Origin of the sequence: Micromonospora sp. DT53 (assembly GCF_049841535.1) — a bacterium.
Classification (GTDB): Bacteria; Actinomycetota; Actinomycetes; order Mycobacteriales; family Micromonosporaceae; genus Micromonospora.
In genome coordinates this window covers 396804-419856 of sequence record NZ_JBNCKM010000002.1, presented here as the reverse complement: position 1 = coordinate 419856, position 23053 = coordinate 396804, and the positions used below count along the sequence as shown (strand labels likewise).

General features: G+C 72.3%; 23 protein-coding genes and 1 riboswitch. Of the genes, 10 read left to right on the top strand and 13 right to left on the bottom strand.

What is annotated here, in order from left to right; translation table 11 throughout:
* Positions 1 to 44: 44 nt before the first annotated feature.
* Both ACLQ3B_RS07795 and ACLQ3B_RS07790 read left to right on the top strand, forming a co-directional pair.
* On the top strand, positions 45 to 353 hold the full coding sequence (locus ACLQ3B_RS07795) for a WXG100 family type VII secretion target (RefSeq protein ID WP_030329557.1): 309 nt from the start codon (positions 45 to 47) through the stop codon (positions 351 to 353).
* A 25-nt stretch (positions 354 to 378) separates the two neighbouring features.
* Positions 379 to 657 (top strand): WXG100 family type VII secretion target, encoded by a 279-nt coding sequence (locus ACLQ3B_RS07790; protein ID WP_396713915.1) that lies wholly within the window; start codon positions 379 to 381, stop codon positions 655 to 657.
* Between the two features lie 91 nt (positions 658 to 748).
* Here ACLQ3B_RS07790 and mycP read toward each other — a convergent pair whose 3' ends face one another.
* On the bottom strand, positions 749 to 1978 hold the full coding sequence (gene mycP, locus ACLQ3B_RS07785) for a type VII secretion-associated serine protease mycosin (RefSeq protein WP_425778692.1): 1230 nt from the start codon (positions 1976 to 1978) through the stop codon (positions 749 to 751).
* A 51-nt stretch (positions 1979 to 2029) separates the two neighbouring features.
* Positions 2030 to 2365: a helix-turn-helix transcriptional regulator gene (locus ACLQ3B_RS07780; RefSeq protein ID WP_425778690.1), complete on the bottom strand. Its 336-nt coding sequence runs from the start codon at positions 2363 to 2365 to the stop codon at positions 2030 to 2032.
* A 225-nt stretch (positions 2366 to 2590) separates the two neighbouring features.
* On the opposite strand from ACLQ3B_RS07780, the gene ACLQ3B_RS07775 reads away from it, so the two are divergent.
* On the top strand, positions 2591 to 3319 hold the full coding sequence (locus ACLQ3B_RS07775; protein WP_425778688.1) for a carbonic anhydrase: 729 nt from the start codon (positions 2591 to 2593) through the stop codon (positions 3317 to 3319).
* Between the two features lie 59 nt (positions 3320 to 3378).
* On the opposite strand, the gene ACLQ3B_RS07770 is transcribed toward ACLQ3B_RS07775, so the two are convergent.
* From ACLQ3B_RS07770 to ACLQ3B_RS07760, 3 genes are all read right to left on the bottom strand, one after another.
* Positions 3379 to 4398 carry a coiled-coil domain-containing protein gene (locus ACLQ3B_RS07770; RefSeq protein ID WP_425778686.1) on the bottom strand — a complete coding sequence of 340 codons (1020 nt, stop codon included), beginning with the start codon at positions 4396 to 4398 and terminating at the stop codon, positions 3379 to 3381.
* A 4-nt stretch (positions 4399 to 4402) separates the two neighbouring features.
* A riboswitch (cyclic di-AMP (ydaO/yuaA leader) is annotated at positions 4403 to 4533 on the bottom strand.
* Between the two features lie 166 nt (positions 4534 to 4699).
* The gene (locus ACLQ3B_RS07765) at positions 4700 to 6070 is read right to left on the bottom strand and encodes a YibE/F family protein (RefSeq protein ID WP_425778684.1); all 1371 of its coding nucleotides are present in this window, start codon (positions 6068 to 6070) and stop codon (positions 4700 to 4702) included.
* 298 nt (positions 6071 to 6368) lie between these two features.
* Complete coding sequence (locus tag ACLQ3B_RS07760; protein WP_030329541.1) at positions 6369 to 6665, bottom strand: metal-sensitive transcriptional regulator; 297 nt, start codon at positions 6663 to 6665, stop codon at positions 6369 to 6371.
* A 95-nt stretch (positions 6666 to 6760) separates the two neighbouring features.
* On the opposite strand from ACLQ3B_RS07760, the gene ACLQ3B_RS07755 reads away from it, so the two are divergent.
* The 7 genes from ACLQ3B_RS07755 to ACLQ3B_RS07725 all read left to right on the top strand — a co-directional run bounded on the left by ACLQ3B_RS07755 (position 6761) and on the right by ACLQ3B_RS07725 (position 12801).
* Complete coding sequence (locus ACLQ3B_RS07755; protein ID WP_425778682.1) at positions 6761 to 6970, top strand: heavy-metal-associated domain-containing protein; 210 nt, start codon at positions 6761 to 6763, stop codon at positions 6968 to 6970.
* A 13-nt stretch (positions 6971 to 6983) separates the two neighbouring features.
* Entirely contained in the window at positions 6984 to 7931 is a 948-nt protein-coding gene (locus ACLQ3B_RS07750) for a hypothetical protein (protein WP_425778680.1), read from the top strand.
* A 12-nt stretch (positions 7932 to 7943) separates the two neighbouring features.
* Positions 7944 to 10190: a heavy metal translocating P-type ATPase gene (locus ACLQ3B_RS07745; RefSeq protein ID WP_425778678.1), complete on the top strand. Its 2247-nt coding sequence runs from the start codon at positions 7944 to 7946 to the stop codon at positions 10188 to 10190.
* 74 nt (positions 10191 to 10264) lie between these two features.
* A complete protein-coding gene (locus tag ACLQ3B_RS07740) occupies positions 10265 to 10438 on the top strand; it encodes a CsbD family protein (protein WP_036390803.1) in 174 nt (57 codons plus the stop codon).
* 163 nt (positions 10439 to 10601) lie between these two features.
* The gene (locus ACLQ3B_RS07735) at positions 10602 to 10949 is read left to right on the top strand and encodes an ArsR/SmtB family transcription factor (RefSeq protein ID WP_425778677.1); all 348 of its coding nucleotides are present in this window, start codon (positions 10602 to 10604) and stop codon (positions 10947 to 10949) included.
* On the top strand, positions 10946 to 11215 hold the full coding sequence (locus tag ACLQ3B_RS07730; protein ID WP_425778675.1) for a hypothetical protein: 270 nt from the start codon (positions 10946 to 10948) through the stop codon (positions 11213 to 11215). The genes ACLQ3B_RS07735 and ACLQ3B_RS07730 overlap by 4 nt, the downstream gene beginning before the upstream one ends.
* A 125-nt stretch (positions 11216 to 11340) precedes the next feature.
* Positions 11341 to 12801: an alpha/beta hydrolase gene (locus ACLQ3B_RS07725; RefSeq protein ID WP_425778673.1), complete on the top strand. Its 1461-nt coding sequence runs from the start codon at positions 11341 to 11343 to the stop codon at positions 12799 to 12801.
* Positions 12802 to 12874: 73 nt separating this feature from the next.
* Here the strand turns inward: ACLQ3B_RS07725 and ACLQ3B_RS07720 are convergent, their stop codons facing one another.
* From ACLQ3B_RS07720 to ACLQ3B_RS07685, 8 genes are all read right to left on the bottom strand, one after another.
* The gene (locus ACLQ3B_RS07720) at positions 12875 to 14122 is read right to left on the bottom strand and encodes an RNA polymerase sigma factor (protein WP_425778671.1); all 1248 of its coding nucleotides are present in this window, start codon (positions 14120 to 14122) and stop codon (positions 12875 to 12877) included.
* Complete coding sequence (locus ACLQ3B_RS07715; protein WP_231397627.1) at positions 14119 to 14475, bottom strand: YciI family protein; 357 nt, start codon at positions 14473 to 14475, stop codon at positions 14119 to 14121. The genes ACLQ3B_RS07720 and ACLQ3B_RS07715 overlap by 4 nt, the downstream gene beginning before the upstream one ends.
* 147 nt (positions 14476 to 14622) lie before the next feature.
* A complete protein-coding gene (locus ACLQ3B_RS07710; RefSeq protein ID WP_425778669.1) occupies positions 14623 to 15885 on the bottom strand; it encodes a DUF2786 domain-containing protein in 1263 nt (420 codons plus the stop codon).
* Between the two features lie 377 nt (positions 15886 to 16262).
* Positions 16263 to 17219: an NAD(P)H-binding protein gene (locus ACLQ3B_RS07705; RefSeq protein WP_425778667.1), complete on the bottom strand. Its 957-nt coding sequence runs from the start codon at positions 17217 to 17219 to the stop codon at positions 16263 to 16265.
* A gap of 133 nt (positions 17220 to 17352) precedes the next feature.
* Positions 17353 to 18483: a CaiB/BaiF CoA transferase family protein gene (locus tag ACLQ3B_RS07700; RefSeq protein ID WP_425778665.1), complete on the bottom strand. Its 1131-nt coding sequence runs from the start codon at positions 18481 to 18483 to the stop codon at positions 17353 to 17355.
* On the bottom strand, positions 18480 to 20645 hold the full coding sequence (locus ACLQ3B_RS07695) for a 3-hydroxyacyl-CoA dehydrogenase NAD-binding domain-containing protein (RefSeq protein ID WP_425778662.1): 2166 nt from the start codon (positions 20643 to 20645) through the stop codon (positions 18480 to 18482). Before ACLQ3B_RS07695 ends, ACLQ3B_RS07700 begins: the two co-directional genes overlap by 4 nt.
* A 14-nt stretch (positions 20646 to 20659) precedes the next feature.
* Positions 20660 to 21874: an acetyl-CoA C-acetyltransferase gene (locus ACLQ3B_RS07690; protein ID WP_425778660.1), complete on the bottom strand. Its 1215-nt coding sequence runs from the start codon at positions 21872 to 21874 to the stop codon at positions 20660 to 20662.
* A complete protein-coding gene (locus ACLQ3B_RS07685) occupies positions 21864 to 23030 on the bottom strand; it encodes an acyl-CoA dehydrogenase family protein (RefSeq protein WP_425778658.1) in 1167 nt (388 codons plus the stop codon). The genes ACLQ3B_RS07690 and ACLQ3B_RS07685 overlap by 11 nt, the downstream gene beginning before the upstream one ends.
* Positions 23031 to 23053: the final 23 nt, after the last annotated feature.

The window sequence follows — 23053 nt, the reverse complement described above, 5'->3', positions numbered from 1 at the left end:
GGTGCGGCGAAGCCGCCACCACAACAGACGGAAGGGTGTGAAGCATGGCGTTCGAGGTCGAAGCTGCGACTCTGCATACCGCCGCGAGTGACGTGCGGTCCACGCGCAGCGAGGTCGACGGCGAGCTGAAGAAGCTGTGGAACGTCGTCGACGACCTGGCCATCGCGTGGAAGGGTCAGGCGTCCACGGGCTTCCAGTCGCTGATGACGCGCTGGAACGAGGACACCGTCAAACTGCTGACGGCGATGGACAGCATCGCTGACCTGCTCGACAAGTCGGGTACGACGCACCAGGTCAACGACGAAGAGCAGCAGCAGATGCTGGACAAGTTCCACTCTGCTCTCAACCCGTGATCCGCAGCCGGCAGAGGAGGAAATCGTGACGATCAAAGTTGACTATGCGGTCCTCGAGAGCAGCAACCAGCAGATGCAGGCCATCTCGAAGACCCTCGAGGAAAAGCTTGACACGCTGCGGTCGATGCTGACCAAGCTGCACTGGGACGGCGAGGACCGGGTTGCCTACGAGCAGCACCAGGCGAAGTGGGACACGGCGGTCCGGGACATCAACCGGATCCTGAACGAGATCGGCGGTGCCGTCGGCATCGCCCGCGAAAACTACCTCACCACGGAGATGAGCAACTCCAAGGTGTGGAGCTGAGGCATTCGCACAAGCGGCTCCGGTCCGGTTCATCCGGCCCGGAGCCGCTCTGTGTTGGCGTAGAGGTCGGCAGCGCGTTGCGGTGCGCCGCTCAGCCGGCAGTCGGTGCGTTGGTGCGTCGACCGGGGCGCCAGCCGCGTCGGCGGCCCCGGGCCATGATCGGTCGCGCCACCAGCAGCAGCCCGGCGAGCAGAGCGCCGATGACCGCCGCCCAGATCGCGGTGGGGCGCTGCCAGCTCAGCGGGTCGTCCCGCACGGCGGGCGCCGGGAGCGCGCCGGCGGGCGGGTTCGCCCGGCTGCCGAGCAGGCTCGACACCGCCCGGTACGGGTTGACCATCCCGTAGCCGATGTCGGCGTTCTGACCCTCGGGTGGGTTGTCCGCGGTGCGTTTCAGCCGATCCGCGACCTGCTGCGGGTTGAGATTCGGGTAGGCGGCCCGCACCAGCGCGGCGACTCCCGAGACGTACGCGGCCGCGTAGCTGGTGCCGCCCTCCGGCACGGCGCGGTAGCCGGTGTTTCCGGGTGCCGGCCCGACGATGTTCATCCCGGGCGCGGCGATGTCGACGTAGTCGCCGCTGATCGAGGTGCCGACGTGGTTCCCCTGCTCGTCCACCCCGCCGACCGCGATCACCCCGGGGTACGCGGCCGGGTAGCCCGGTAGGTTCTGGGAATTTTCCGACCGGTTGCCGGCGGCGGCGACAAGCACCACCCCTTTGGCCAGCGCGCGCTCGACGGCCGCCGTCAGTTCGGGGCGGGGAATCGTCGTCAGGGACAGGTTGATCACGTCGGCGCCCTGCGTGACCGCCCAGTCGATGGCCGCCGCGATCTCCGCGGGGAGTTGCGGGTTGTTGACCGCCCCGAGCTGCGGAAGGACCCGGATCGGCAGGATGCGGGCGGCCGGGGCGATGCCGCTGAAGGGGACGACTGTGCCCTCGCGGCCCGCGATGATGCCGGCGATCAGCGTGCCGTGCCCGGCCTCGTCGCACTGGCCCTGCCGGGCCGTCAGGCCGTTGAAGTCGCGGCCCTCGAGCACCTGCCCCTTGAGCAGCGGGTGGACGGCGGAGACTCCGGAGTCGATCACGGCCACCGTGACCCCTGCGCCCCGGGACAGCGGCCACGCCGAGGACGGCTCCAGCCGGCGTAGCGCCCACGGCGTCTGGGTCAGGCTCTCGGAACCGGTGGGACCGCAGAGGGGTGGTGCCGCGGTCGCGGGGGAGGGCGCCACCAGGCCGGCGCCGAGCAGGGCCGCCAGAGCTCCACTGAGGACGCCGCGGAGGGCATGTCGGGACCGGGTCGCGCTCAACGGCGGGCATTCGCGCACCCGCAAAGGTTACCGCCGGGACCGTCGGGCAGCGGCCCCCGGTGACGGGGGTCAGGCCTGCTGCCGTGCCTTCGTGGCGGGAGTGTCGGCGAACAGCGCGAGCAGGTCGCCGACCTGCCGGTCGGCCTCGGCGGGGTGTCGGAAGCGGCCGGCCGGGTTGAGGGTGTATTCGTTGCGTCGCCCGACCCGGGTGCGGTGCAGGTAACCGCCCGCTTCCAGGTCGGCCACGATCGCCTGGGCGGCCCGTTCGGTCACGCCGACCTCGGCCGCGACGTCACGCAGCCGGGCGGTCGGATCGCGGGCGATGGCCAGCAGGACGTGCCCGTGATTGGTGAGGAACGTCCAGTTCCGCCCGCCGTCGGTGTCGCCCGTCACCGTGCTCGCCATCGTGCCCGCCTTTCTCCGATGTCCGCCCGCCCTCGCGAGAGTCTTGCCCGCCCTGCACCGTGAGGGTGGCCCAGGGGGCGACCGGGGTCAACGTATGAAATCTAAATCACGCATACCTTGACGCATCTTACGGTGCGTGTGACGGTGGAGCACGAGCCAGCGCCCGCCACCCGTCCGGCGGAAAGCCAGCTTGACCAGGTCAGATGCGTCGAGACGAGGTGCGGGATGAGTCATACCGGGAGCGTCGGCGGTCAGCCGGGTGCGCAGCGGACCACCGACCGGGCGTCCGCGCTCAGCGAGCCGACCCGGGCGTACGCCGAGCTGGTCGCCGGCAACCTGCGCTTCGTCGGTGGCGCCCCACGCCACCCCAACCAGGATGCCGGGCACCGGGCCGCCGTGGCCGACGGGCAACACCCGTTCGCGGTGATCGTCGGCTGCTCCGACTCCCGGCTGGCCGCCGAGATCATCTTCGACCGCGGGCTGGGCGACCTCTTCGTGGTCCGCACCGCCGGGCACACCGCCGGCCCCGAAGTGCTCGGCAGCGTCGAGTACGCGGTGACCGTGCTCGGCACTCCGCTGGTGGTGGTGCTCGGCCACGACTCGTGCGGTGCGGTGCAGGCCGCCCGTGAGTCCGCCGCGACCGGCACCGCGCCGAGTGGCCATCTGCGCGCGGTGGTCGACGCCGTGCTGCCCAGCCTGCGGCGGGCCGAGGCCGAGGGCGTTGACGACATCGACGGCATCGTCGACATCCACATCGCACAGACCGTCGAGACGTTGCTCGGGCAGTCCCCCGTGCTTGCCGAAGAGGTGGCCCGGGGGCGGTGCGCGGTGGTGGGGGTGTCCTACCGGCTGGCCGCCGGAGTGGTGCGCCCGGTGGCCGCCTTGCCGGCTGGCTTCGCGACGCTGGACGCCCCGGCCAGGTCGACCGACCCGGCCACCCCGGCCACCGTCTGACGCGACGAGGGCCGCTCCGCGTCACGCGCGGAACGGCCCTCGACCGGGGATCGTGCGGGTCAGAGCAAAGACATGTGGACGTGGTCGGTGTGGTTCGACGGTCCGCTGTACGAGCTCCAGCCGGTGGCCGGGAACCAGATCTGCCGGTTCCAGATCACGTAGTAGATGCCGAGACGGTCGGCGTTACGGATGAGGAACGCGGCGACGTTGTTGCCGTACGTCCGGGTGTCGTTGTTGTGCCACGGAGAGAAGCCGCTCTTCTGCAACGACCAGTCGCAGGCGCGGCCCTTCGGGTGCTCCCACGGCCCGCCGGGGCGGTAGCAGCCGACGAACCGGTTGAAGCCGGCCGCCTTGACCTCCTTGTACGCGTGCAGCGTGCGCGGCGTGATGCAGCCGGACGTGGTGGGGTCCTTCTCGCTGCACGACTGGGGCTTCCAGTCACCGTCGGCGGTGCGACCCGGGCCGATCTTCGCGACCTTGGAGGTGGCGTCCACCAGGCCGCCGGTGAAACCCTTGCCGCCGACGAGGGAGAGCGCCTTGTCGGCCTCGCTCTTGCGCTTCGCCATCACGGCGGTCTGCTTCTGCTGCTCGCGGACCTCGGTGTCGAGGGCCAGCTTGGCCTGCTCGGCGCGGGCCTTCACCTCGTTGACCTCGGAGAGCTTCTTCTCGTTGACCATGTTCATCTCGTCGAGCATCCCGGCGCGCTGGACGAACGAGTCGGGCGCATCGCTCTCCAGCAGCAACGCGACCGCACCGATCCGGCCGGTCCGGTACGCCTGGGCGGCGATCTGCCCGACCTGCGGGGCCAACGCGTCCAGGTCGGCCTTGGCCCGGTCGACCTCCGCCGCCAACTCGCCCTGCCGCTTCTTGGATTTGTCCAGCTTGGACTTCGCGGCGGAGTAGTCGCGGTTGGCCTGCTCGATGACGTCGTTGAGCAGCTTGGGCTCGCCGTCCTCCTCGTGCCCGGACGGTGTGGGGTTCGTCGGGGCGGCGTGCGCCGGGAGCGGCCCGGCGAGCACGGTCAGTGCGGCGATCACGGCCGCCACGGGAGTCAACCAGCGGCGTAGGGGTGCCGTCACAATGTTCCCTTCCGTCGACCGCCGACCGGGTTAGCTGACGGGTTCGGGGCGGAAGTGGCCCCTACCGCTGACGCGGATTCACCCCAGGTACCTGGGTCCCCGGCTCGCCGGTTGGCGATTGGGCGGTGGCACCGCAGGCGCCGCTTCGCGCCTTCATCGGTAACCGGCAGCGAGGTTACCCGAGAGTCGACCGGGTGAGCTACGCCTGGATGCCGACCAAAAGCGTCATTTCGCCATAGCGTTGAGTGACCAGTGACGTGGTTCTCAGGGTGGATGCCCGATCTGGTCACGCTGAGGAGTGTCACCATGCCGTATCCGTGCTCCTGTTCGACTCCGGCCACCTGTCGGTGGCCTCGGATGGGGGTGTGGCCCGCTTCCGGTTCGGCTCGTCGGAGCCGACCGTTAGCGGCGAGATGAGTGCGGCCAGTGCCTCCGTGCGGTCCGACTGGGGCCGGGACGCGGGAGCGTCGGTGGACGGTGTGGCATCGGGGCGCCCGGCGGCGGTCACCACCGCGGCCAGCCCGGTGGTCAGCGGCACCGCGGCGATCAGACCGAGGGTGGCGACCGCGCTGCGGACGATCTCCTGCGCGAGGAACTCGCTGGTGAGGATCTGCCCGATCGGCCGCGAGTCGGCGGTGAGCAGGAGCAGCAGGGGCAGCGACGCGCCCGCGTACGCCAGCACGATGGTGTTGACGGTGGAGGCGATGTGCGCGCGGCCGACCCGGGTGGCCGCACGGTAGAGCTGCAACCGGGTCAGGCCGGGGTTGGCGTTCGCCAGCTCGGTGACGGTGGCAGCCTGGGTGACCGTCACGTCGTCGAGTACGCCGAGCGATCCGATGATGATTCCGGCGAGCAGCAGACCGTGCAGGTCCACGTCCCCCTGGAACATCGACAGGGTGGTGGCGTCCTCGCTGCCGAAGCCGGTGAGGTGGGTCGCGGCCGTGGCGATCGTGGCCAGTACGCCGGTCAGCACCAGGCTGCCCAGGGTGCCGAGTACCGCGACCGAGGTCTGTGCGGTGACCCCGTGGGTCAGATAGAGCACCACGAACATGATCAGGGCCGCGCCGACCACCGCCACCAGCAGTGGCGACCTGCCGGCGCCGATGCCGGGCAGCACGAAGGTGAGCAGGATGGCGAAGCTGGCGGCCAGCCCGGCGAGCGCGGCCAGACCTCGCCACCTACCGAAGGCGACGATCGCGGCCGCGAAGACCACCGCCAGCCACACCATCGGGGTGCCGCGTTGGTGCTCGGCGATGTTCCAGTTGCTGGTGGTGGGATCGGTCGGGTCGGCCAGCTCGACCAGGATGACCTCGTCGCCGACCTCGACCCGGGGTGCGCCGGGTCCGTCGGGCACCGGTGTCCGGACCTGCTGGCCGGCGGTCGGCCCGTCGTCCACCCGCACGTCGACAGTGCCGCACCGCCCGTCGCCGATCCTCGGTGTGCCCTCGGGGACCGACGGCACCGGCGGGCACGGTTCGCTCACCACCCGGGTGACCGTGCCGGGGTGGCGCGGCACGTCCGCACCGCCATCGGTCTGCGGTGACCCGCCGCGCGGCCAGAGCAGCGCCGCGGCCAGCACGGTGGCGACGAAGAGGGGTACCACCGTCAGCACGAGGATCCGTCGCACCCGTGGAGGGGCGGACGGAGCGGGGTGCGTGTGGTCGGCGGCCAAGGCGGGACTCCCAACGATCCGGTGCGGGGTACGGGTCAGCGGGCCGGGCGGTTCACCGTTTCGGTGGAAACGCGACGGACGGCGGCACGGATCGCTGCCTGATGACCGCTTGATCACGGACGGTCAGTGCTCGGCCCGGTCGGCCGGGAACGACGCCATGTCGTGGCGTCGCCGGTGCCTGACTGTGCGGCGGCATACGGAGGGCCATCGTGGGAGATGCTAGCCAGCCCACCCGGGGGGTGCAGGTCGTGGCGGAGTGTCGGGCGGCCGAACCGCCCGTACGGCGGTCTCCGGGCGGTCAGCCGCGCTTCATGAGCCGGCCGACCGCCGCCATCATCTCGGTGGCCATCTCGTCGGCCCGGCCCTCGGCGGCGCCCTCGTGCATGCAGTGCCGGGCGTGCCCGTCGAGCAGCCCGAGGGCCACCTTGTCGAGGGCGGCCTGGATCGCGGAGATCTGGGTGAGCACGTCGATGCAGTAGCGGTCGTCGTCGACCATCTTCTCGATGCCCCGGACCTGCCCCTCGACGCGGCGGAGCCGCGCGAGCAGCTGGTCCTTGCTGGCGGTGTATCCGCGGATCGGGGTGGGTGCGGTCATGCCGACCACGATACCGTACCCCCAGGGGGTATGGTACGGTCGTGGTCCGATGAGATACCCCCACCGGGTACCGGTACCGCAAAGGAGACGATCCGATGGTCAACACCACGTACCAGGTGCAGGGCATGACCTGCGGGCACTGCGTCAGCGCGGTGAGCGCCGAGGTCGGCGCCATCACGGGCGTGCGTGACGTCCAGGTCGACCTGGAGGCCGGCCGGGTCACCGTCAGCAGCGACCAGCCGCTGGACACCGCGGTCGTCCGGGCCGCCGTCGACGAGGCCGGCTACGACCTCGTCGACGCGTGATCGGGAGGCCGGCGTGCGTACGGTGACGCGACTGGCCGGGTTCGCCGTCGGCCTGGCGGCGGTCTTCGGCGCGACGTACGGGGTCGGCCGGGTGGTCGACCGCACTCCGGTGGTCGAGGGTCGGCACGATGGTGTCGCCGCCCATGAGGCGGGAGAAAGCCCCGAGCCTGCCGACCGGCTTCCCGGCGGGCTGCTCGTCTCCGAGCGCGGCTACACCCTCGAACCGGTCGACGCCCCGCTCGGCGAGTTCGCCTTCCGGATCACCGGCCCGGACGGCCGCCCGGTCACCCGGTACGAGGTGGCGCACGACAAGCTGATGCACCTGATCGTCGCCCGCCGGGACCTCTCCGGCTTCCGCCACGTCCATCCCGACCTGGCCTCGGACGGCACCTGGCGGGTCGACACCCCGCTGGCCGGCCCCGGGCAGTGGCGGGCGTTCGCCGACTTCGCCCCGACCGGGGGCGAGCCGCTGACCCTCGGCGCGGACGTGATCGTCCCCGGGGAGCTGACCGAACGGCCGTTGCCCGCCCCGGCGACCAGCACCACCGTCGACGGCTACACGGTCACCCTGACCGGTGCGCCGCAGCCCGGCCGCACGTCATCGCTGACCCTGACCGTCAGCCGGGACGGGCAGCCGGTCACCGACCTGGAGCCCTACCTGGGCGCGTACGGGCACCTGGTGGCACTGCGCCGGGGTGATCTGGCGTACCTGCACGTGCACCCGGACGGGACGCCCGGCGATGGGCGCACCCGACCCGGTCCGGCCGTCACCTTCCTCGCCGAGGTGCCCTCGGCCGGCAGCTACCGGCTCTACCTCGACTTCCAACACGGCGGGCGGGTGCACACCGCCGAGTTCACGGTGGTCGCCGGCGCTGCCGCGACCGGCGACGTCCCCACCCCGAGCGGGCCCGCGCCGACAGGTGCGGCCGACCACGGCACCCCCGGGCACGGACACGACTGACGGGACCAGACGATGACCACCACCAGCAGACCGCTGCCCGAGGCGCCGAACCGGATCGAACTGGCGATCGGCGGAATGACCTGCGCCGCGTGTGCCGCCCGGATCGAGAAGAAGCTCAACCGGATGGACGGGGTGAGCGCCACCGTCAACTACGCCACCGAGAAGGCGACGGTCCGGTACGTCGACGGCGTCACGCCGGACGACCTGATCGTGACCGTCCAGAAGACCGGTTACACGGCGGCGCTGCCGGCCCCGCCCAGCGCGGAACCCCCGGTGGACCCGTTGCGGGGTCCGCGTACCCGGCTCTGGGTCTCGGTGGCCCTGAGCGTGCCGGTGATCCTGCTGGCCATGGTCCCGGCCTGGCAGTTCGACTACTGGCAGTGGCTGTCGCTGACCCTGGCCGCCCCGGTGGTGGTCTGGGGTGGGCTGCCGTTCCACCGGGCCGCCTGGACGAACCTGCGGCACGGCGCGGCCACCATGGACACGCTTGTGTCGCTCGGCACCCTGGCCGCGTTCGGCTGGTCGCTCTGGGCGCTCTTCCTCGGTGACGCGGGGATGCCCGGGATGACGCACCCGTTCCGCTTCGACATCACCCGCACCGACGGCGCGGGCAACATCTACCTGGAGGCGGCGGCCGGGGTCACCGTGTTCATCCTGGCCGGTCGCTACTTCGAGGCCCGGTCCAAGCGCACCGCCGGCGCCGCCCTGCGCGCCCTGCTCGACCTCGGCGCCAAGGACGTGGCGGTGCTGCGCGACGGCGTGGAGACCCTGATCCCGGTGGACCGGCTGGCCGTCGGTGACCGGTTCGTGGTCCGTCCCGGGGAGAAGATCGCCACCGACGGGGTGGTCGACGAGGGCACCTCCGCGGTCGACGCCAGCATGCTCACAGGTGAGTCGGTGCCGGTCGAGGTCGCCCCCGGTGACGGCGTGGTCGGCGCCACGATCAACGCGGGTGGGCGGCTGATCGTCACCGCCACCCGGGTCGGCGCGGACACCCAGCTCGCCCGGATGGCCGACCTGGTCGAGCAGGCGCAGAGCGGCAAGGCGGCCGTGCAGCGGCTGGCGGACCGGATCTCCGGAGTCTTCGTGCCGATCGTCATCACCCTCGCCGTCGGCACGCTCGGCTGGTGGCTCGGCACCGGGGCCGGCCCGACCGCCGCGTTCACCGCCGCCGTGGCCGTGCTGATCATCGCCTGTCCGTGCGCGCTCGGCCTGGCCACACCGACCGCGCTGCTGGTCGGCACCGGTCGGGGCGCCCAGCTCGGCGTGCTGATCAAGGGGCCGGAGGTGCTGGAGTCGACCCGCCGGGTGGACACCGTGGTGCTCGACAAGACCGGCACCGTGACGACCGGTCGGATGACAGTGGTGGACGTGGTGCCGGCCAGCGGTGTGGACCGGGCCGAGCTGCTGCGGCTCGCCGGGGCGGTGGAGGCCGCCTCCGAGCATCCGATCGCCCGTGCGGTCGCCGCCGCTGCCGGCGACGAGGGCGCGCTGCCCCCGGTGACCGCCTTCGGCAACCTCGAGGGGCTGGGCGTGACCGGCACTGTCGACGGGCAGACCGTGCTGGTCGGCCGGGTCCGGCTGTTGCGCGAGCACGAGATCGACGTACCGCCGGAGGTCGAGTGGGCCGTGCGCGACGCGGAGGCCGTCGGCCGTACGGCGATCGTCGCCGGTTGGGACGGTCGGGCCCGCGGCGTGCTCGCGGTCGCCGACGTGGTCCGGCCGAGCAGTCGGGCGGCGGTGGCCCGGCTGCGCGGGCTGGGGCTGTCCCCGGTCCTGCTGACCGGGGACAACACCACAGTGGCTCGCGCGGTCGCCGCCGAGGTGGGCATCGACGAGGTGATCGCCGAGGTGCTGCCGGCCGGGAAGGTCGACGTGATCAGGCGGCTCCAGGCCGAGGGGCGGTCGGTGGCGATGGTCGGTGACGGGGTCAACGACGCCCCGGCGCTGGCCCAGGCGGACCTGGGGCTGGCCATGGGCACCGGCACCGACGTGGCGATCGAGGCGGCCGATCTCACCCTCGTCCGGGGCGACCTGGGTGCCGCGGTGGACGCCATCCGGTTGTCCCGACGCACGCTCGGCATCATCCGGGGCAACCTGTTCTGGGCGTTCGGCTACAACGTCGCGGCCCTGCCGTTGGCCGCCGCGGGTCTGCTCAACCCGATGATCGCCGGTGCCACGATGGCGCTGTCCTCGGTCTTCGTGGTGGCAAACAGTCTGCGGCTGCGTCGCTTCCGTCCGACCGCTGCCGATCTGTGACGGTGGTAATGGTTGGGCCAGTGACGGCGGGGGTACCTCTGTGGTCGTAGCGACGCTTGCAATGGAGGTTGGCAATGGGTATCGACGACAAGATCAACAACGCCACCGAGGACGCGACCGGCAAGCTGAAGGAAGGCGCCGGTCGGGCCACCGACAACGAGCAGTTGGAGGCGGAGGGTCGCGCTGACCAGTCCACCGCCAAGCTCAAGCAGGCGGGCGAGAAGATCAAGGACGCCTTCAAGAGCTGACGTACGACGTAACCCGCACGCCGGGCCGGTGATCATCACCGGCCCGGCGTGCTGTGTGTCCGGCCCTCGGCGCCGACCCTGAGATCCCCCTGATTCCGCTTCCGTCCCGTACCGCCGCACGGAAACACCTGCTAACTTTCTTTGGCATGTGCAAGGGCTGGTTATGAGCACCGCTCCACCGCCGACCGGCGACGACCTGGTCCGGGTGCTGGCCACCCTGGCCAACCCGCACCGGCTGCGGGTCGTCGCCGCGTTGGCACGCGAGCGTGCGTACGTCAGCGGGCTGGCCCGGCAACTGGGCATCAGTCGGGCGCTGTTGCAGGTCCACCTACGGAAGCTGGCGGCGGCCGGGCTGGTCACCGCCCGCCTGGAGTTGTCGGAGGACGGGAAGGCCATGAACTACTACGAGGTGGAGCCGTTCGTGCTCACACTCACCCCCGCGGTCATCGCGACGGCCGTCGAGACGCTGACCGTGCCCGACTCGGGCGAGCAGCCGGGAGCCCAGCGATGAGCGAGCACGACTGGACCGAGGTGGTCGGCGCGATCGGCATCTTCGCTTTCCTGATCAGCGTGGTCACGGTGACCGTCGTCCAACTCGCCAAGACCCGGCGGGCACGGTACGAGGCGGCCCGCGCCGACAACTACCGCCAGCTCGCCGAGACGGCGGCTCAGGCCCAGGCGGAGAACGCCCGACTGCTCGCGGCGATGGATGGCCGGCTGGGCGGGATGGAGACCCGGATGACCACGCTCGAACGCGTCCTGCGCGAGGTCGACTGACCCGGCGGACGAGAGAGGCCCCGGGCCGTCGAGCGGCTACTCGACGACCCGGGTGGAAGCAGCGTCACCTCGCCCGCTGGGCGAGTTTCACAGGCAACGCTCCTTCGAGGAGAGGACAGCACCTCATGCTGCGCGTACGCAAATCCGCGGTCGGCTGGGCGGTCGCCCTGGCCCTCACGGCCGCCGGCCTGACCCCGGCGAGCCCGGCCGCCGCCCGACCACAGCCCGCCCCGACGATCGACTGGCGGCCCTGCCCAAAGGACGCCACCGCCGAGTGCGGCACCCTGTCGCTGCCGGTCGACTGGAACCGGCCCCGAGGTGAGCGCTTCGACCTGTCGTTGGCCCGCCGGGTCGCCGACCCCGCCACCCGGGAAGGCGCGCTGGTGTTCGGCCCCGGCGGGCCGGGCGACAGCGGGGTCGACCGGGTGGTGAACGGCAGCTCCCGGTTCAGCGCCGACCTGCGTGCCCGGTTCGACATCGTCAGTTTCGACCCGCGCGGCACCGGCGGCAGCCACCCGGTGGTCTGTGCCCGGGACCTGCTCGCCCGGCAACCGCAACTGATCGCCGACCAGGCCCAGTTCGACGCCGTCCTGGCCGACAACGCGCTGCTGCGCGCCGACTGCCGGGCCCGCACCGGCGCGCTCTACGACCACGTCGACACCACAAGTGCCGCCCGCGACCTGGACGCCGTCCGCGTCGCGCTCGGCGAACGGCAACTGACCTTCCACGGCAGCTCGTACGGCACCCTGCTCGGGCAGCGGTACGCCGAGCTGTACCCCGAACGGGTCCGGGCCATGGTGCTGGAGGCCGCGATGGACCACAGCCTCGGCACCCGCGCCTTCCTGGACACCCAGGCCGTCACCGCGGAGGACGCGTTCGACGAATTCCTGGCCTGGTGTGCCCGATCCGCCGACTGCGTCCTGCGGGGACGCGACGTCCGCGCGATCTGGGCCGGGCTGCACGCCCGTGCCGAGCGCGGCACGCTGACCGACCCGGAACGGTCCGGGGCCGCGCTCGCCCCGTTCGAGTTGAGCCGCCTCGCCCACAAGAAGCTCTACGACACCTGGCGGTGGCCGGGGCTGGCCGAGTGGATCGTCCGACTGGAGGGCACCGCCACCACGCCGAGCGCCCGCCCGCTGGCCGACCAGGCCGTGGCTCCGTACCCCTTCGCGGTCTTCTGTCAGGACTGGAGCCTGCCGGTCCGCGACTACCGGGAGTACGCCGGACACGTCCGCCGTTCGGCCCTGCTCGCGCCGGACCTGCGCTACCCGCCGGCGCTGTTCGTCCTGGCCACCTGCCTGGGTGCCCCCACACCTGTCGCCAACCCGCAGCATCGGCTGCGGGTGCGCACCGACGTGCCGCTGCTGCTCGCCGCCACCGTGCACGACCCGGCCAGCGGCTACGGCTGGGCGCGCAACGTGGCGCGGCAGCTGGGCCGGCACGGCGCGCTGCTCACCTACCAGGGGTGGGGGCACGGCAGCTACAGCAGCAGCCCGTGCGTAGAACGAGCCGTCGACGCCTACCTGATCGATCAGGTGGTGCCCGCCCGGGGTGCCAGCTGCCCGGCCGTCGAACCCGAGGTGTGAGCACCGCTGCCGGCCGTCGGGTGGTCTGGGCCGCCCGACGGCCGGCAGCGCTGTGCTCAGGGGCCGCTCACCCCTACCCGGCCAGCCGGGCCGCCCGCACCTCCAGGTAGCGCTGCTCGGGCCGGCTGGTGGTGCCCCGGGCGGCGGCCAGGTACGCCTCCCGCGCCACGCCGACGTCCCCGGCCAGCTCCAACAGGTGAGCCCGGACGGCGGCCAGCCGGTGGTGCCCGGCCGTGCGTTCGTCGGCGTCCAACGGCGTGAGCAGTTCGAGCCCGGCGCGGGGCCCGTCCACCATGGCCACCGCCACCGCCTGGTTCAGGGTGACCATCGGGTTCGGCGCGACCCGGGCCAGCAGTCGGTAGAGCGCGACGATCTGCCGCCAGTCCGTCTCCGCCGCCGTCGACGCCTCGGCGTGCACCGCGGCGATCGCCGCCTGGAGCTGGTACGGGCCGGGCGGCGACCAGGTCAACGCCTCGGTGATCAGCGCGATCCCCTCCGCGATGGCGGCTGCGTCCCACCGTGATCGGTCCTGCTCGGCCAGCGGCACCAACTCCCCGTCCGGCCCCACCCGGGCCGCCCGGTGCGCGTCGGTCAGCAGCATCAGCGCCAGCAGCCCGGTCACCTCACCGTCGTCGGGCAGCAGCCCACGCAGGATGCGAGCGAGCCGGATCGCCTCGCCGGTCAGCTCGGCCCGGCGCAGGTCAGAGCCGCTGGACGCGGTGTAACCCTCGTTGAAGATCAGGTAGAGCACCCGCAGGACCGTCCCCAGCCGTTCGTCCCGCTCGGCCGGCCCGGGCATGGTGAACCGGGCACCGGCGGCCTCGACCCGCTGCTTGGCCCGCCGGATCCGTTGACTCATCGTCGCCTCGGGCACCAGGTGGGCACGGGCGATCTGGGCGGTGCTGAGACCACCTACCGCCCGCAGGGTCAGCGCCACCTGCGCCGATCCGGGCAGCGCCGGGTGGCAGCAGAGGAACAGCAGCATCAGGGTGTCGTCGTCGGCCGGAACGGCGGGCTCCGCGTCCGCCGCCGGCGCCACCCCTGCGTACGCCGGCTCGCGGCGCGCCACCGCCACCTCGCGGTCCCGGCGCGCGCTCTCGCTGCGCCACTCGTCGGTGAGCCGGCGGGTGGCCACGGTGAGCAACCAGGCGCGCGGATTGTCGGGTACGCCCAACCCGGGCCACTGCGTCGCGGCGGCGAGCAGTGCCTCCTGGACCGCGTCCTCGCACCTGTCGAACTGTCCGTGCCGACGGACCAGCAGGCCGAGGACCTGCGGCGCGAACGTGCGCAGCAGATCCTCGACCGTCCGGTCCTCGGTCACATCTCCGTCCCGGCCTCGTCCATGATCGGGCGGACCTCCATCGCGCCGCCGTACCGGACATCCGGCCAACGGGCGGCGATCTCGGCCGCCCGCTGCGGGCTGTCACAGTCGACGGCCAGGTAACCGGCGAACTGCTCCTTGCTCTCCATGAACGGGCCGTCGAGGACCTCGGGGTTGCCGTCCACGAGCCGGACCGTCAACGTCTGCGACGGATTGGCCAACGCCTGGCCGCCGATCAACTCGCCGGTCTCGGTCAGCTCCTTCATGATCTCGTCGACCTCACCGAAGAGGGCGGTGCGATCCTGCTCGCTCAGCCCCTCGGTGAAGCCGGGCCGGTTCCAGATCAGCAGCATGTACTTCACGGCGGCGCTCCTCAGACTCTGGTCGCACCCCAATCGGGGTGCGGCTCACCGGAGGGTCGGAGCCGTTCCCCCGATCCCTACCGCGTACCGAAGAACATCGCAGAAACGCCCGCCGGGGGTGCTCCCACGCCGGATGGTTCAGCGCGGATCGGGTCGGCCGGGCACCTGTCGGGGCTTCCGGCCGCCGCCGACGTCCAGCGAGGCCCGGTCGGCGGCCGAGGTGCCGGACGACCAGCCCTCGGCGTCGCGCACGCTGAGCCGGTGCCGGGTGACGCCGGGGAAGAGCGTGTCCAGCCGCTCCCGGACCGCCTCACCCCGCGCCGCGAGTACCGGCAACAGCCGCTCCGCACCGGCCGTCTCGGCCGCCGCCCGGTCCGCAGCCTCGGTCGCCGCGTCGGTGGCCGTCCGCAGCCGCTCACCGATCCGCAGCGCGAACGCGTTGAGGAAGGACTCGTCCCAGACCTTCGTTCGCCGTCCTGACCCCGGCCGCCGCTCGGCACGCCCGCGCAGCATCGCCGCCGTGGCCTGGACCAGCAGCGACGTGTAGAGCAACTCCACCGCCACCAGATCCGCCGGCCAGCCCAGCACGGTGGCGAAGCCGAGGTCGTCCGACCAGACCGCCTCGCACCGGTTCGCCGCCGCCACCTCCTGCACCAGCAGCGCCTTGGCACCCGCGTACGGGGCGTCGGTGCTCAGGCGCACTCCGCCGGGCAGGTCCCCGCGCTCCGACCCGGCGGCCAGCAGCGCCTCGTCGATGCTGTGCCGGGCGATCAGCTCCTGGGCCTTCCCGGTCAGCGCCTCCGCCTCGGCCGGAAAGGTGGTCGACTCGGCCTTGGCCAGCAGCGCCCGTACCCGGTCCAGCATCGGCGACCCGCTGCGAGCCGTACCGGCCGTGCGGGGCAGTGCCGCGCCGCTGGTGCCCGGAGGTGGGCGCAGCACCGCGATCGGCGGCAGGCTCTCCACAAGCGCGAGAGTGTCCACGGCCGTCCGGAGCGCGTCGGCCCGGTCCAGACCTTCGCTGACCGCCCAGCCGGTCAGCACGCTCCGGTCGGCGCCACCCTCGGTGACCGCCAGCTCGTTCAGTTGGTCGTCCCACCAGGCGGGGACCGGCTCGGCCTGGTCGCGCCGCTGGGCGGCCAGCGCGTGGCGGACCAGCCGGGCCGCGCGGGCGTCCAGCCGTCGGCTGGTGATCCGGTCCACGTCGACCGGCTGCCAACCGCGTGGCCAGAGCCGGCCCAGGCCGCGGACCAGGCGACCCAGCAGGGCCGCGTCCACCGCCGTGGTGCCGTCCGCGGCGCCGGTGCCGACCATCAGTTGGTCCAGCTGCCGTTCGGCCTGCCGTACGTCCGTGCCGCGCACCGCCGCGAGCGCGTTGGCGACGAGTTCGTCAGCGTCCGGCACGGGCACCTCCTTCTCGGGATCTGGCTCGTTCTTCTCGGGAGCTGGCTGCCGCTGCCCCCTCAGGCTCCATGATCATGCCGTCAGTGGCCCGGGAGTCACGAAACGGGGATGTCGCCGCCCCCATTCGACCTTCCGTCGCCGAAGGACGAGGCGCTGACGCGACCTTTTTGATCAGCTCGAAGGTGGCGTGGCCGCCAGTGCGGCAGAGAGTCGGCCGAGGAACGAGCGGATCTCGTCCTCACTGTGGTGAGTCTCAGCCTGGTCTTTCAGTGGGCCCGAGTAGCGCAGCGCCTCCTCCAGCGCGTCCCGCGTCTCGGCCCGGTCTCCCGGGCCAGGAATGGCCGTGGCCGAAATGGCAGCGCTCGGTTGCGGCACGTTCAGCGGAACAGTCGAGCATTTTCGACCGCCCAGCCGTCGAAGTCGCGTAGCGGGCGGCCGATGATCTCGCGCACGGTCGGCCGCTGGTCGAGCGTCCACCGGGTGAGGTCAGCGAGCCTCGTGCCGTACTCCTCAAGGGCGTACAGGGTCACGTCGATACCGCTGTCGGGCCAGCCGCGACGCCGCCAACTCGCGCGGCTGTGGTCGGGCGTCACCTCAATGGCGACGATGTCGCGACCGACCGCTCTGGCGATGCTCGCCACCCGCGAACGGCTGCTGATCGGCAGCCCTACCGCTTCGAGGACAGCGCCGACATGGTCGTCGGTACGCAGCGCCGCCAACGCGACAGCGGCGAGGTCGTCCTCGTGGATGAAGGGGTAGTGCCCGCCGTCCAGGTGCGCCTCCCGTACGGTGCCCTCGCCCCTGATCGTCTCTGGCCAGTCCGATCCGGTGGCCGGATAGGTGCCCTCGATCACCGCGCCCATCACCGCCGACGGCCGGATGTGTACCCACTCCATCCCGGAGCCTTCGACAGCCCGCTCGATCGCCAGCCAGAACCAGGTCTCGGGCGGGTACCTCTCCTCGTACTCCGGCCCGTGCGAGGACAGCACGACGATTCGCCGCACACCGGCACCACCGGCGAGATCCAGGGCATCCCGCACCGTCGTCGGTGAGGCTCCGGCGAGGAAGACGCCGTCGACGTCGTCGTAGACCTGGACGTGCTCGAGCGGCCGGGTGATGGATCCCTCGACGACCTCGACTCCGTCGGGCCAGCCATCCACCTGGTCGGATTCGGCGAGAACACGCACCCGGTCACCAGCGTCCAGCAGTTGCCGCCCGAGGCTCCGCGCGACAATCCCCGTGGGGCTGCTGCCCGCGTCCATCCGGGCATTGACAGCGGTCAGCAGGAGCAGGCGAGTGCGTGAGGCAGCCGCCACCCGATCGGTTTCAGCCATGGCAAGACCCTCCAGCAGGAAAGCGGAGATCTTGCGCCTCCCGCTCGATGGGAGGTTGCGGATCGTGAGGTCGTCAACGCTACCAGCCACCGCAACGGCGGGCCGGGCCGTCGGCGCGCCTGCACGCGCCAGGTCAGGGGCGTTGCGGCCAGTCGCGGAGGATCTCCTCGACCGGTTGGACCTCGCGCTCCGGGTCTGGTGCCGGGGTTGGTCGGTCGGTCGGGGTGCGGTCGAAGCGGGGCGCTGGTGCAGGCTGGATCTCGCCACCCACCTCGACGAACGTTCCCCGGGCGGCGTTGTGCGGGTGCTGGTGCGCCTCGCCGGGGGCGAGCACCGGCGCGACGCAGGCGTCCAGGTCGGCGAAGACCGCAGTCCACTCGTCCCGGGTCCGCTCGGAGAACCGCTCGGTGAACCGGCGGCGCAGCTCGTCCCAGCCGCTCGGGTCGTACTGGGCGGGAAGGTCCGGGTCGTCGGCGAGGTCGAGGCCGGTGAGGAGTACGGCGTAGAAGGCTGGTTCCATCGCGCCGACGGCCATGAATCCGCCGTCAGCGGTGGCGTACGTGTCGTAGAACGGCGCCCCGCCGTCGAACATGTTGCGCCCGCGTGGGGCGGCCCACAGGCCGGTGCCGAGCAGCCCGTGCAGGAACGAGGTGAGCAGCGCTGAGCCGTCCACCATGGCCGCGTCGACCACCTGACCGATGCCGGAGCGCTCCCGTTCCAGCAGCGCGGCCAGCACCCCGACGGCGAGCAGCATGCCGCCGCCGCCGAAGTCGCCGAGCAGGTTCATCGGCGCGTACGGGCGTTCGCCGGCCCGTCCCAGCGGCTCCAACGCCCCGGCCACCGCGATGTAGTCGATGTCGTGCCCGGCGCGGGCTGCCAGCGGGCCGTCCTGACCCCAGCCGGTCATCCGCGCGTACACCAGCCGGGGGTTGTGGGCCTGGCACACCTCCGGGCCGAAGCCGAGCCGCTCGGCCACCCCGGGCCGGTACGCCTCGACCAGCACGTCCGCGCGTTCGACGAGGCGCAGCAGGTCCGCCACCCCGGCCGGGGACTTCAGGTCGAGCGCGGTGACCCGCCGCCCACGTTGCAACGGCCCGCTGGTCGGTGCGGCCAGCCGGCCGGCTCCCGGGGCGCCCGGCCGGTCCACCCGCACCACGTCCGCGCCGAGGTCGGCGAGCACCATGCAGCCGAACGGCGCCGGGGCGAGGCTGGCCAGCTCGACCACCCGAACCCCGGCCAGCGGCCCACCGCGCGCCGCCGTCACGCGACCCCCACCGGTGCGGCGGGGCCGTCGGCCGAGGCGGCGAGCCGGTCGACCAGGTCGGCGGGGGGTGTGAACCGGTCGCCGTAGCGGTCGGCCAACTCGGTGGCACGGGCCGCGAAGCCGGCCGGGCCGCCCCCGTACTGCCGGACGTAGCGGATCACCCCTCCCGTCCACGCGGGAAAACCGATGCCGAAGATCGAGCCGATGTTGGCGTCGGTCTCGGTGCGCAGCACCCCCTCGTCGAGGCAGCGCAGCGCGTCCAGCGCCTCGGCGAAGAGCATCCGCTCCTGGAGGTCGGTGAACGGCACCGCCCGACCCGCGTCGCTGGTCAGGTCGGCGAGACCGGGCCACAACCGGCCCCGGGCGCCGTCGTCGTAGGAGTAGAAGCCGCGTCCGGTGGCGCGTCCCGACCGGTCGTACGCGTCGACCAGCTCGTCCACCAGCCGGTGCGCCGGCAACGGTCGGAACTCCTCGCTGGCCGCCTCGAACTGACGGCGGATCCGTTGGATCAGCGTGAGACTGACCTCGTCGGCCAGCGCCAGCGGCCCGGTCGGGTAGCCGGCCTGCAGGGCGGCCTGCTCCACCGACGCGGCGGGGACACCCTCGGCGACCATGCCGACCGCCTCGTCGATGAACCGGCCGATCACCCGGCTCGTGAAGAAGCCCCGGCCGTCGTTCACCACGATCGGGGTCTTGCCGATCCGCCGGCCCAGGTCGAACGCCCGCGCCAGCGCCACGTCCCCGGTCCGCTCGCCCACCACGATCTCCAGCAACGGCATCCGGTCCACCGGCGAGAAGAAGTGCATGCCGATGAAGTCCGCCGGCCGGTCCACGCCGGCGGCCAGCCCGGTGATCGGCAGGGTGGAGGTGTTGGAGGCGAGCAGCGCGTCGGGCGCCAGCACGGGCAGCACCTCGGCGAAGACCTGCTGTTTCAGCGCCGGGTCCTCGAAGACCGCCTCGATGACCGCGTCGCATCCGTTCAGTGCGTCCACCTGGTCGGTGGTGGTGATCCGGTCCAGCACGGCGCGGGCATCGGCCTCGGTCGTGCGGCCCTTGCGTACCGCGCGGGTCAGCAACCGCTCGGCGTGCTCCCGGGCCCGGCCGGCGGCCTCCGGCGTGACGTCCTTGACCACGACGTCCAGCCCGGCGCTGGCGCAGGCGTACGCGATGCCCGCGCCCATCATGCCGGCCCCGAGCACCGCCACCCGGCGTACCGGTGGGGCCTCCACATCGGCCGGTCGGGCCGCGCCGCCGTTGACGGCCTTCAGGTCGAAGAAGAACGCGCCGATCATGTTCTTGGCGACCTGCCCGGTGAGCAGGCCGATCAGATGCCGGGTCTCCACGGTCAGGGCGGTCTCCAGGTCGACCTGTGCGCCCTCGACGGCGGCGGCCAGGATCGCCTCGGGCGCGGGCAGCCGGGCGCCCTTGAGCTGCTTGCGCAGCGTCGCCGGGAACGCGGGCAGCTGTGCGGCCAGCGAGCGGCTGGTCGGGGTGCCGCCCGGCATCCGATAGTCCGGTCGGTCCCACGGCTGCGCCGGGTGCGGGTTCGCCACGATCCAGGCCCGGGCGTGCTCCAACAGCTCCGTCGGCGTGGCGACCACCTCGTCGACCAGCCCGGCGGACAGGGCGTCGGTCGGGCGCATCCGCCGGCCGGTGAGCAGCACCGTGGTCAGCGCGCCGGCCAGGCCGAGCATCCGTACCGTCCGGGTGACACCTCCCGCCCCGGGCAGCAGGCCCAGGGTCACCTCGGGCAGTCCGAGCCGGCTGCCCGGCGCGTCCAGCGCGATCCGGTGGTGGCAGGCGAGCGCGATCTCCAGGCCACCGCCGAGCGCCGAGCCGTTGACCGCGGCGACCACCGGCCGACCCAGCGTCTCCAGCCGGCGCAGGTCCCGTTTGATGGTGCCGAGCAGGTCGGCCAGGTCCGGCGCGTCGGCGCGGGTGGCCCGGATCATCTCGGGCAGGTCACCGCCGGCGAAGAACGTCGACTTCGCGCTGGTCACGATGACCCCGACGAGATCGCCCTCGTCCTCCAGCCGGTCGAGCACCGCGCTCATCGAGGCGGCGTACGCCCGGTTCATGGTGTTGGCCGACTGGGTGGGGTCGTCCAGGGTGAGCGTGACGATGCCGTCGGCGCCGCGGTCGTACCGGATGGTGTTGGTCATTGTCGTCCTCCGGGTCAGCAGCGCTCGAGAACCGTGGCGACGCCCATGCCGCCGCCGATGCAGAGGGTCACCACGGCGCGGCGCAGGTCGCGGCGCTCCAACTCGTCCAACGCCGTACCGAGCAGCATCGCTCCGGTCGCGCCGAGCGGGTGGCCGAGCGCGATCGCGCCGCCGTTGACGTTCACCCGGTCCGGGTCGAGGCCCAGGTCACGGACGTACTTGAGCACCACCGCGGCGAAGGCTTCGTTGATCTCGAACAGGTCGATGTCGTCTGCTGTCAACCCGGCGACGGCGAGCGCCTTGTGGGTGGCCGGGATCGGGCCGGTCAACATCAGCGTCGGATCGGCACCGGTGACCGCCGCGCCGGCGATCCGGGCGCGCGGGGTGAGGCCGAGGTCCCGACCGACGTCGCCCGAGCCGATCAGCACCAGCGCGGCGCCGTCCACGATGCCCGACGAGTTGCCCGCGTGGTGGACGTGCTCGATGGCCTCCAACCAGTGGAACTTCTGCAACGCCACAGCGTCGAAGCCGGCCGCCGCGCCCATCGTGGCGAAGGACGGAGTGAGCCTGGCCAGCGCCTCCCGGGTGGTTTCGGGGCGTGGGTGCTCGTCGACGGTGAGGATGTCCAGCCCGTTGCCGTCGCGAACCGGCACCACCGAGCGGGTGAAGTGCCCACCGGCCCGGGCCTTGGCGGCCCGCTCCTGCGACCGCAGCGCGTAGCCGTCCACATCGTCGCGGGTGAAGCCCTCCAGCGTGGCGATCAGGTCCGCGCTGACGCCCTGCGGCACGAACGACGTCGCCAGCGCGGTCTGCGGATCGGTGGCCCAGGCCGCACCGTCGGAGCCCATCGGCACCCGGGACATCGACTCGACACCACCCGCGAGCAGCAGATGCTCCCAGCCGGAGCGGATCCGCGCGGCGGCAGAGTTGACCGCTTCCAACCCGGAGGCGCAGAACCGGTTGAGCTGCACCCCGCCCACCTGGTCGGGCAGCCCGGCCAACAGCGCGGCCGCCCGGGCCAGGTCGCCGCCCTGCTCGCCGACCGGGGTCACGATGCCGAGCAGCAGGTCCTCCAGCCGGCCGACGTCCAGGCCGGGGTTGCGCTCCCGCAACGCGTCGATCAGACCCACCACCAGGGAGATCGGCTTGACCCCGTGCAGCGCGCCGGTGTCCCGGCCGCGTCCGCGCGGGGTGCGGACCGCGTCATAGACGTACGCCTCAGAGGGCACGGGCGATCAACTCCTTCATGATCTCGTTGGTGCCGCCGTAGATCTTCTGGACGCGGGCGTCGGCGTACATCCGGGCGATCGGGTACTCCGTCGTGTAGCCGTAACCGCCGAAGAGCTGAAGGCACCGATCGACCACCTCACACTGCCCGTCGGTGAGCCATGACTTCGCCATCGCCGCGGTGGCCACGTCCAGGTCACCACGTGTGTGTCGGACGATGCAGTCGTCCAGGAAGACCCGGCTGACCCGGGCGCGGGTGGCGCACTCGGCGAGCACCATCCGGGTGTTCTGGTGACCCATCAGGGTCTTGCCGAAGGCGGTGCGCTCCTTGGCGTACGCGACGGTCAGCGCGACGGCCCGTTCCATGGCGGCCACCGCGCCGACGCCGATGACCAGCCGTTCCTGCGGGAGTTGCTGCATGAGCTGGACGAAGCCCAGCCCTTCGACGCCGCCGAGCAGGTTGGCCGCCGGCACCCGGAACTCGTCGAAGAACAACTCGGCGGTGTCGTTGGCATGCAGCCCGATCTTGGACAGCAGTCGGCCTCGCCGGAAGCCCGCCGGGTCACCACCCACCTCGCACACCAGCAGCGAGACGCCGGCCGCCCGCTGCTCGGGGTCGGTCTTCGCGGCCACGATGACCAGATCGGCCAGACCACCGTTGGTGATGAACGTCTTCGCGCCGGTCAACAGGTAGTCGTCGCCGTCCCGGACCGCCCGGGTCCGCATCGCCTGAAGATCGGAGCCGCCGTCCGGCTCGGTCATCGCGATGGCGCCGACCAGCTCACCGCTGCACAGGCCGGGCAGCCAGCGCCGCTTCTGCTCCTCGCTGCCGTACGCCACCAGGTAACCGGTGACGATGCCACTGTGGACGGCCAGGCCGAGGCTGCTCTCCCCGGCGTACGCCTGCTCGTGCAGCAGCACCGCCTCGTGGGTGAACCCTCCGCCCCCACCGCCGTACTCCTCCGGGACCGACAGGCCGAGCAGCCCCAACTCCCCGGCGCGCCGGTAGTGCTCGCGGTCCGGGTGGCCCTGCGCCTGCAGACGCTCGGCGTGCGGCAACACCTCCTTGGTGAAGAAGGTGCGGGCCAGATCTGCCAGGTCGTCATGCTCCGGCTCGCGCCAGGGTGAGGGGGAGCCGTCGGGCGGGGGAGTCGGCATGTGCACCACCCTCGCGCGCTGTT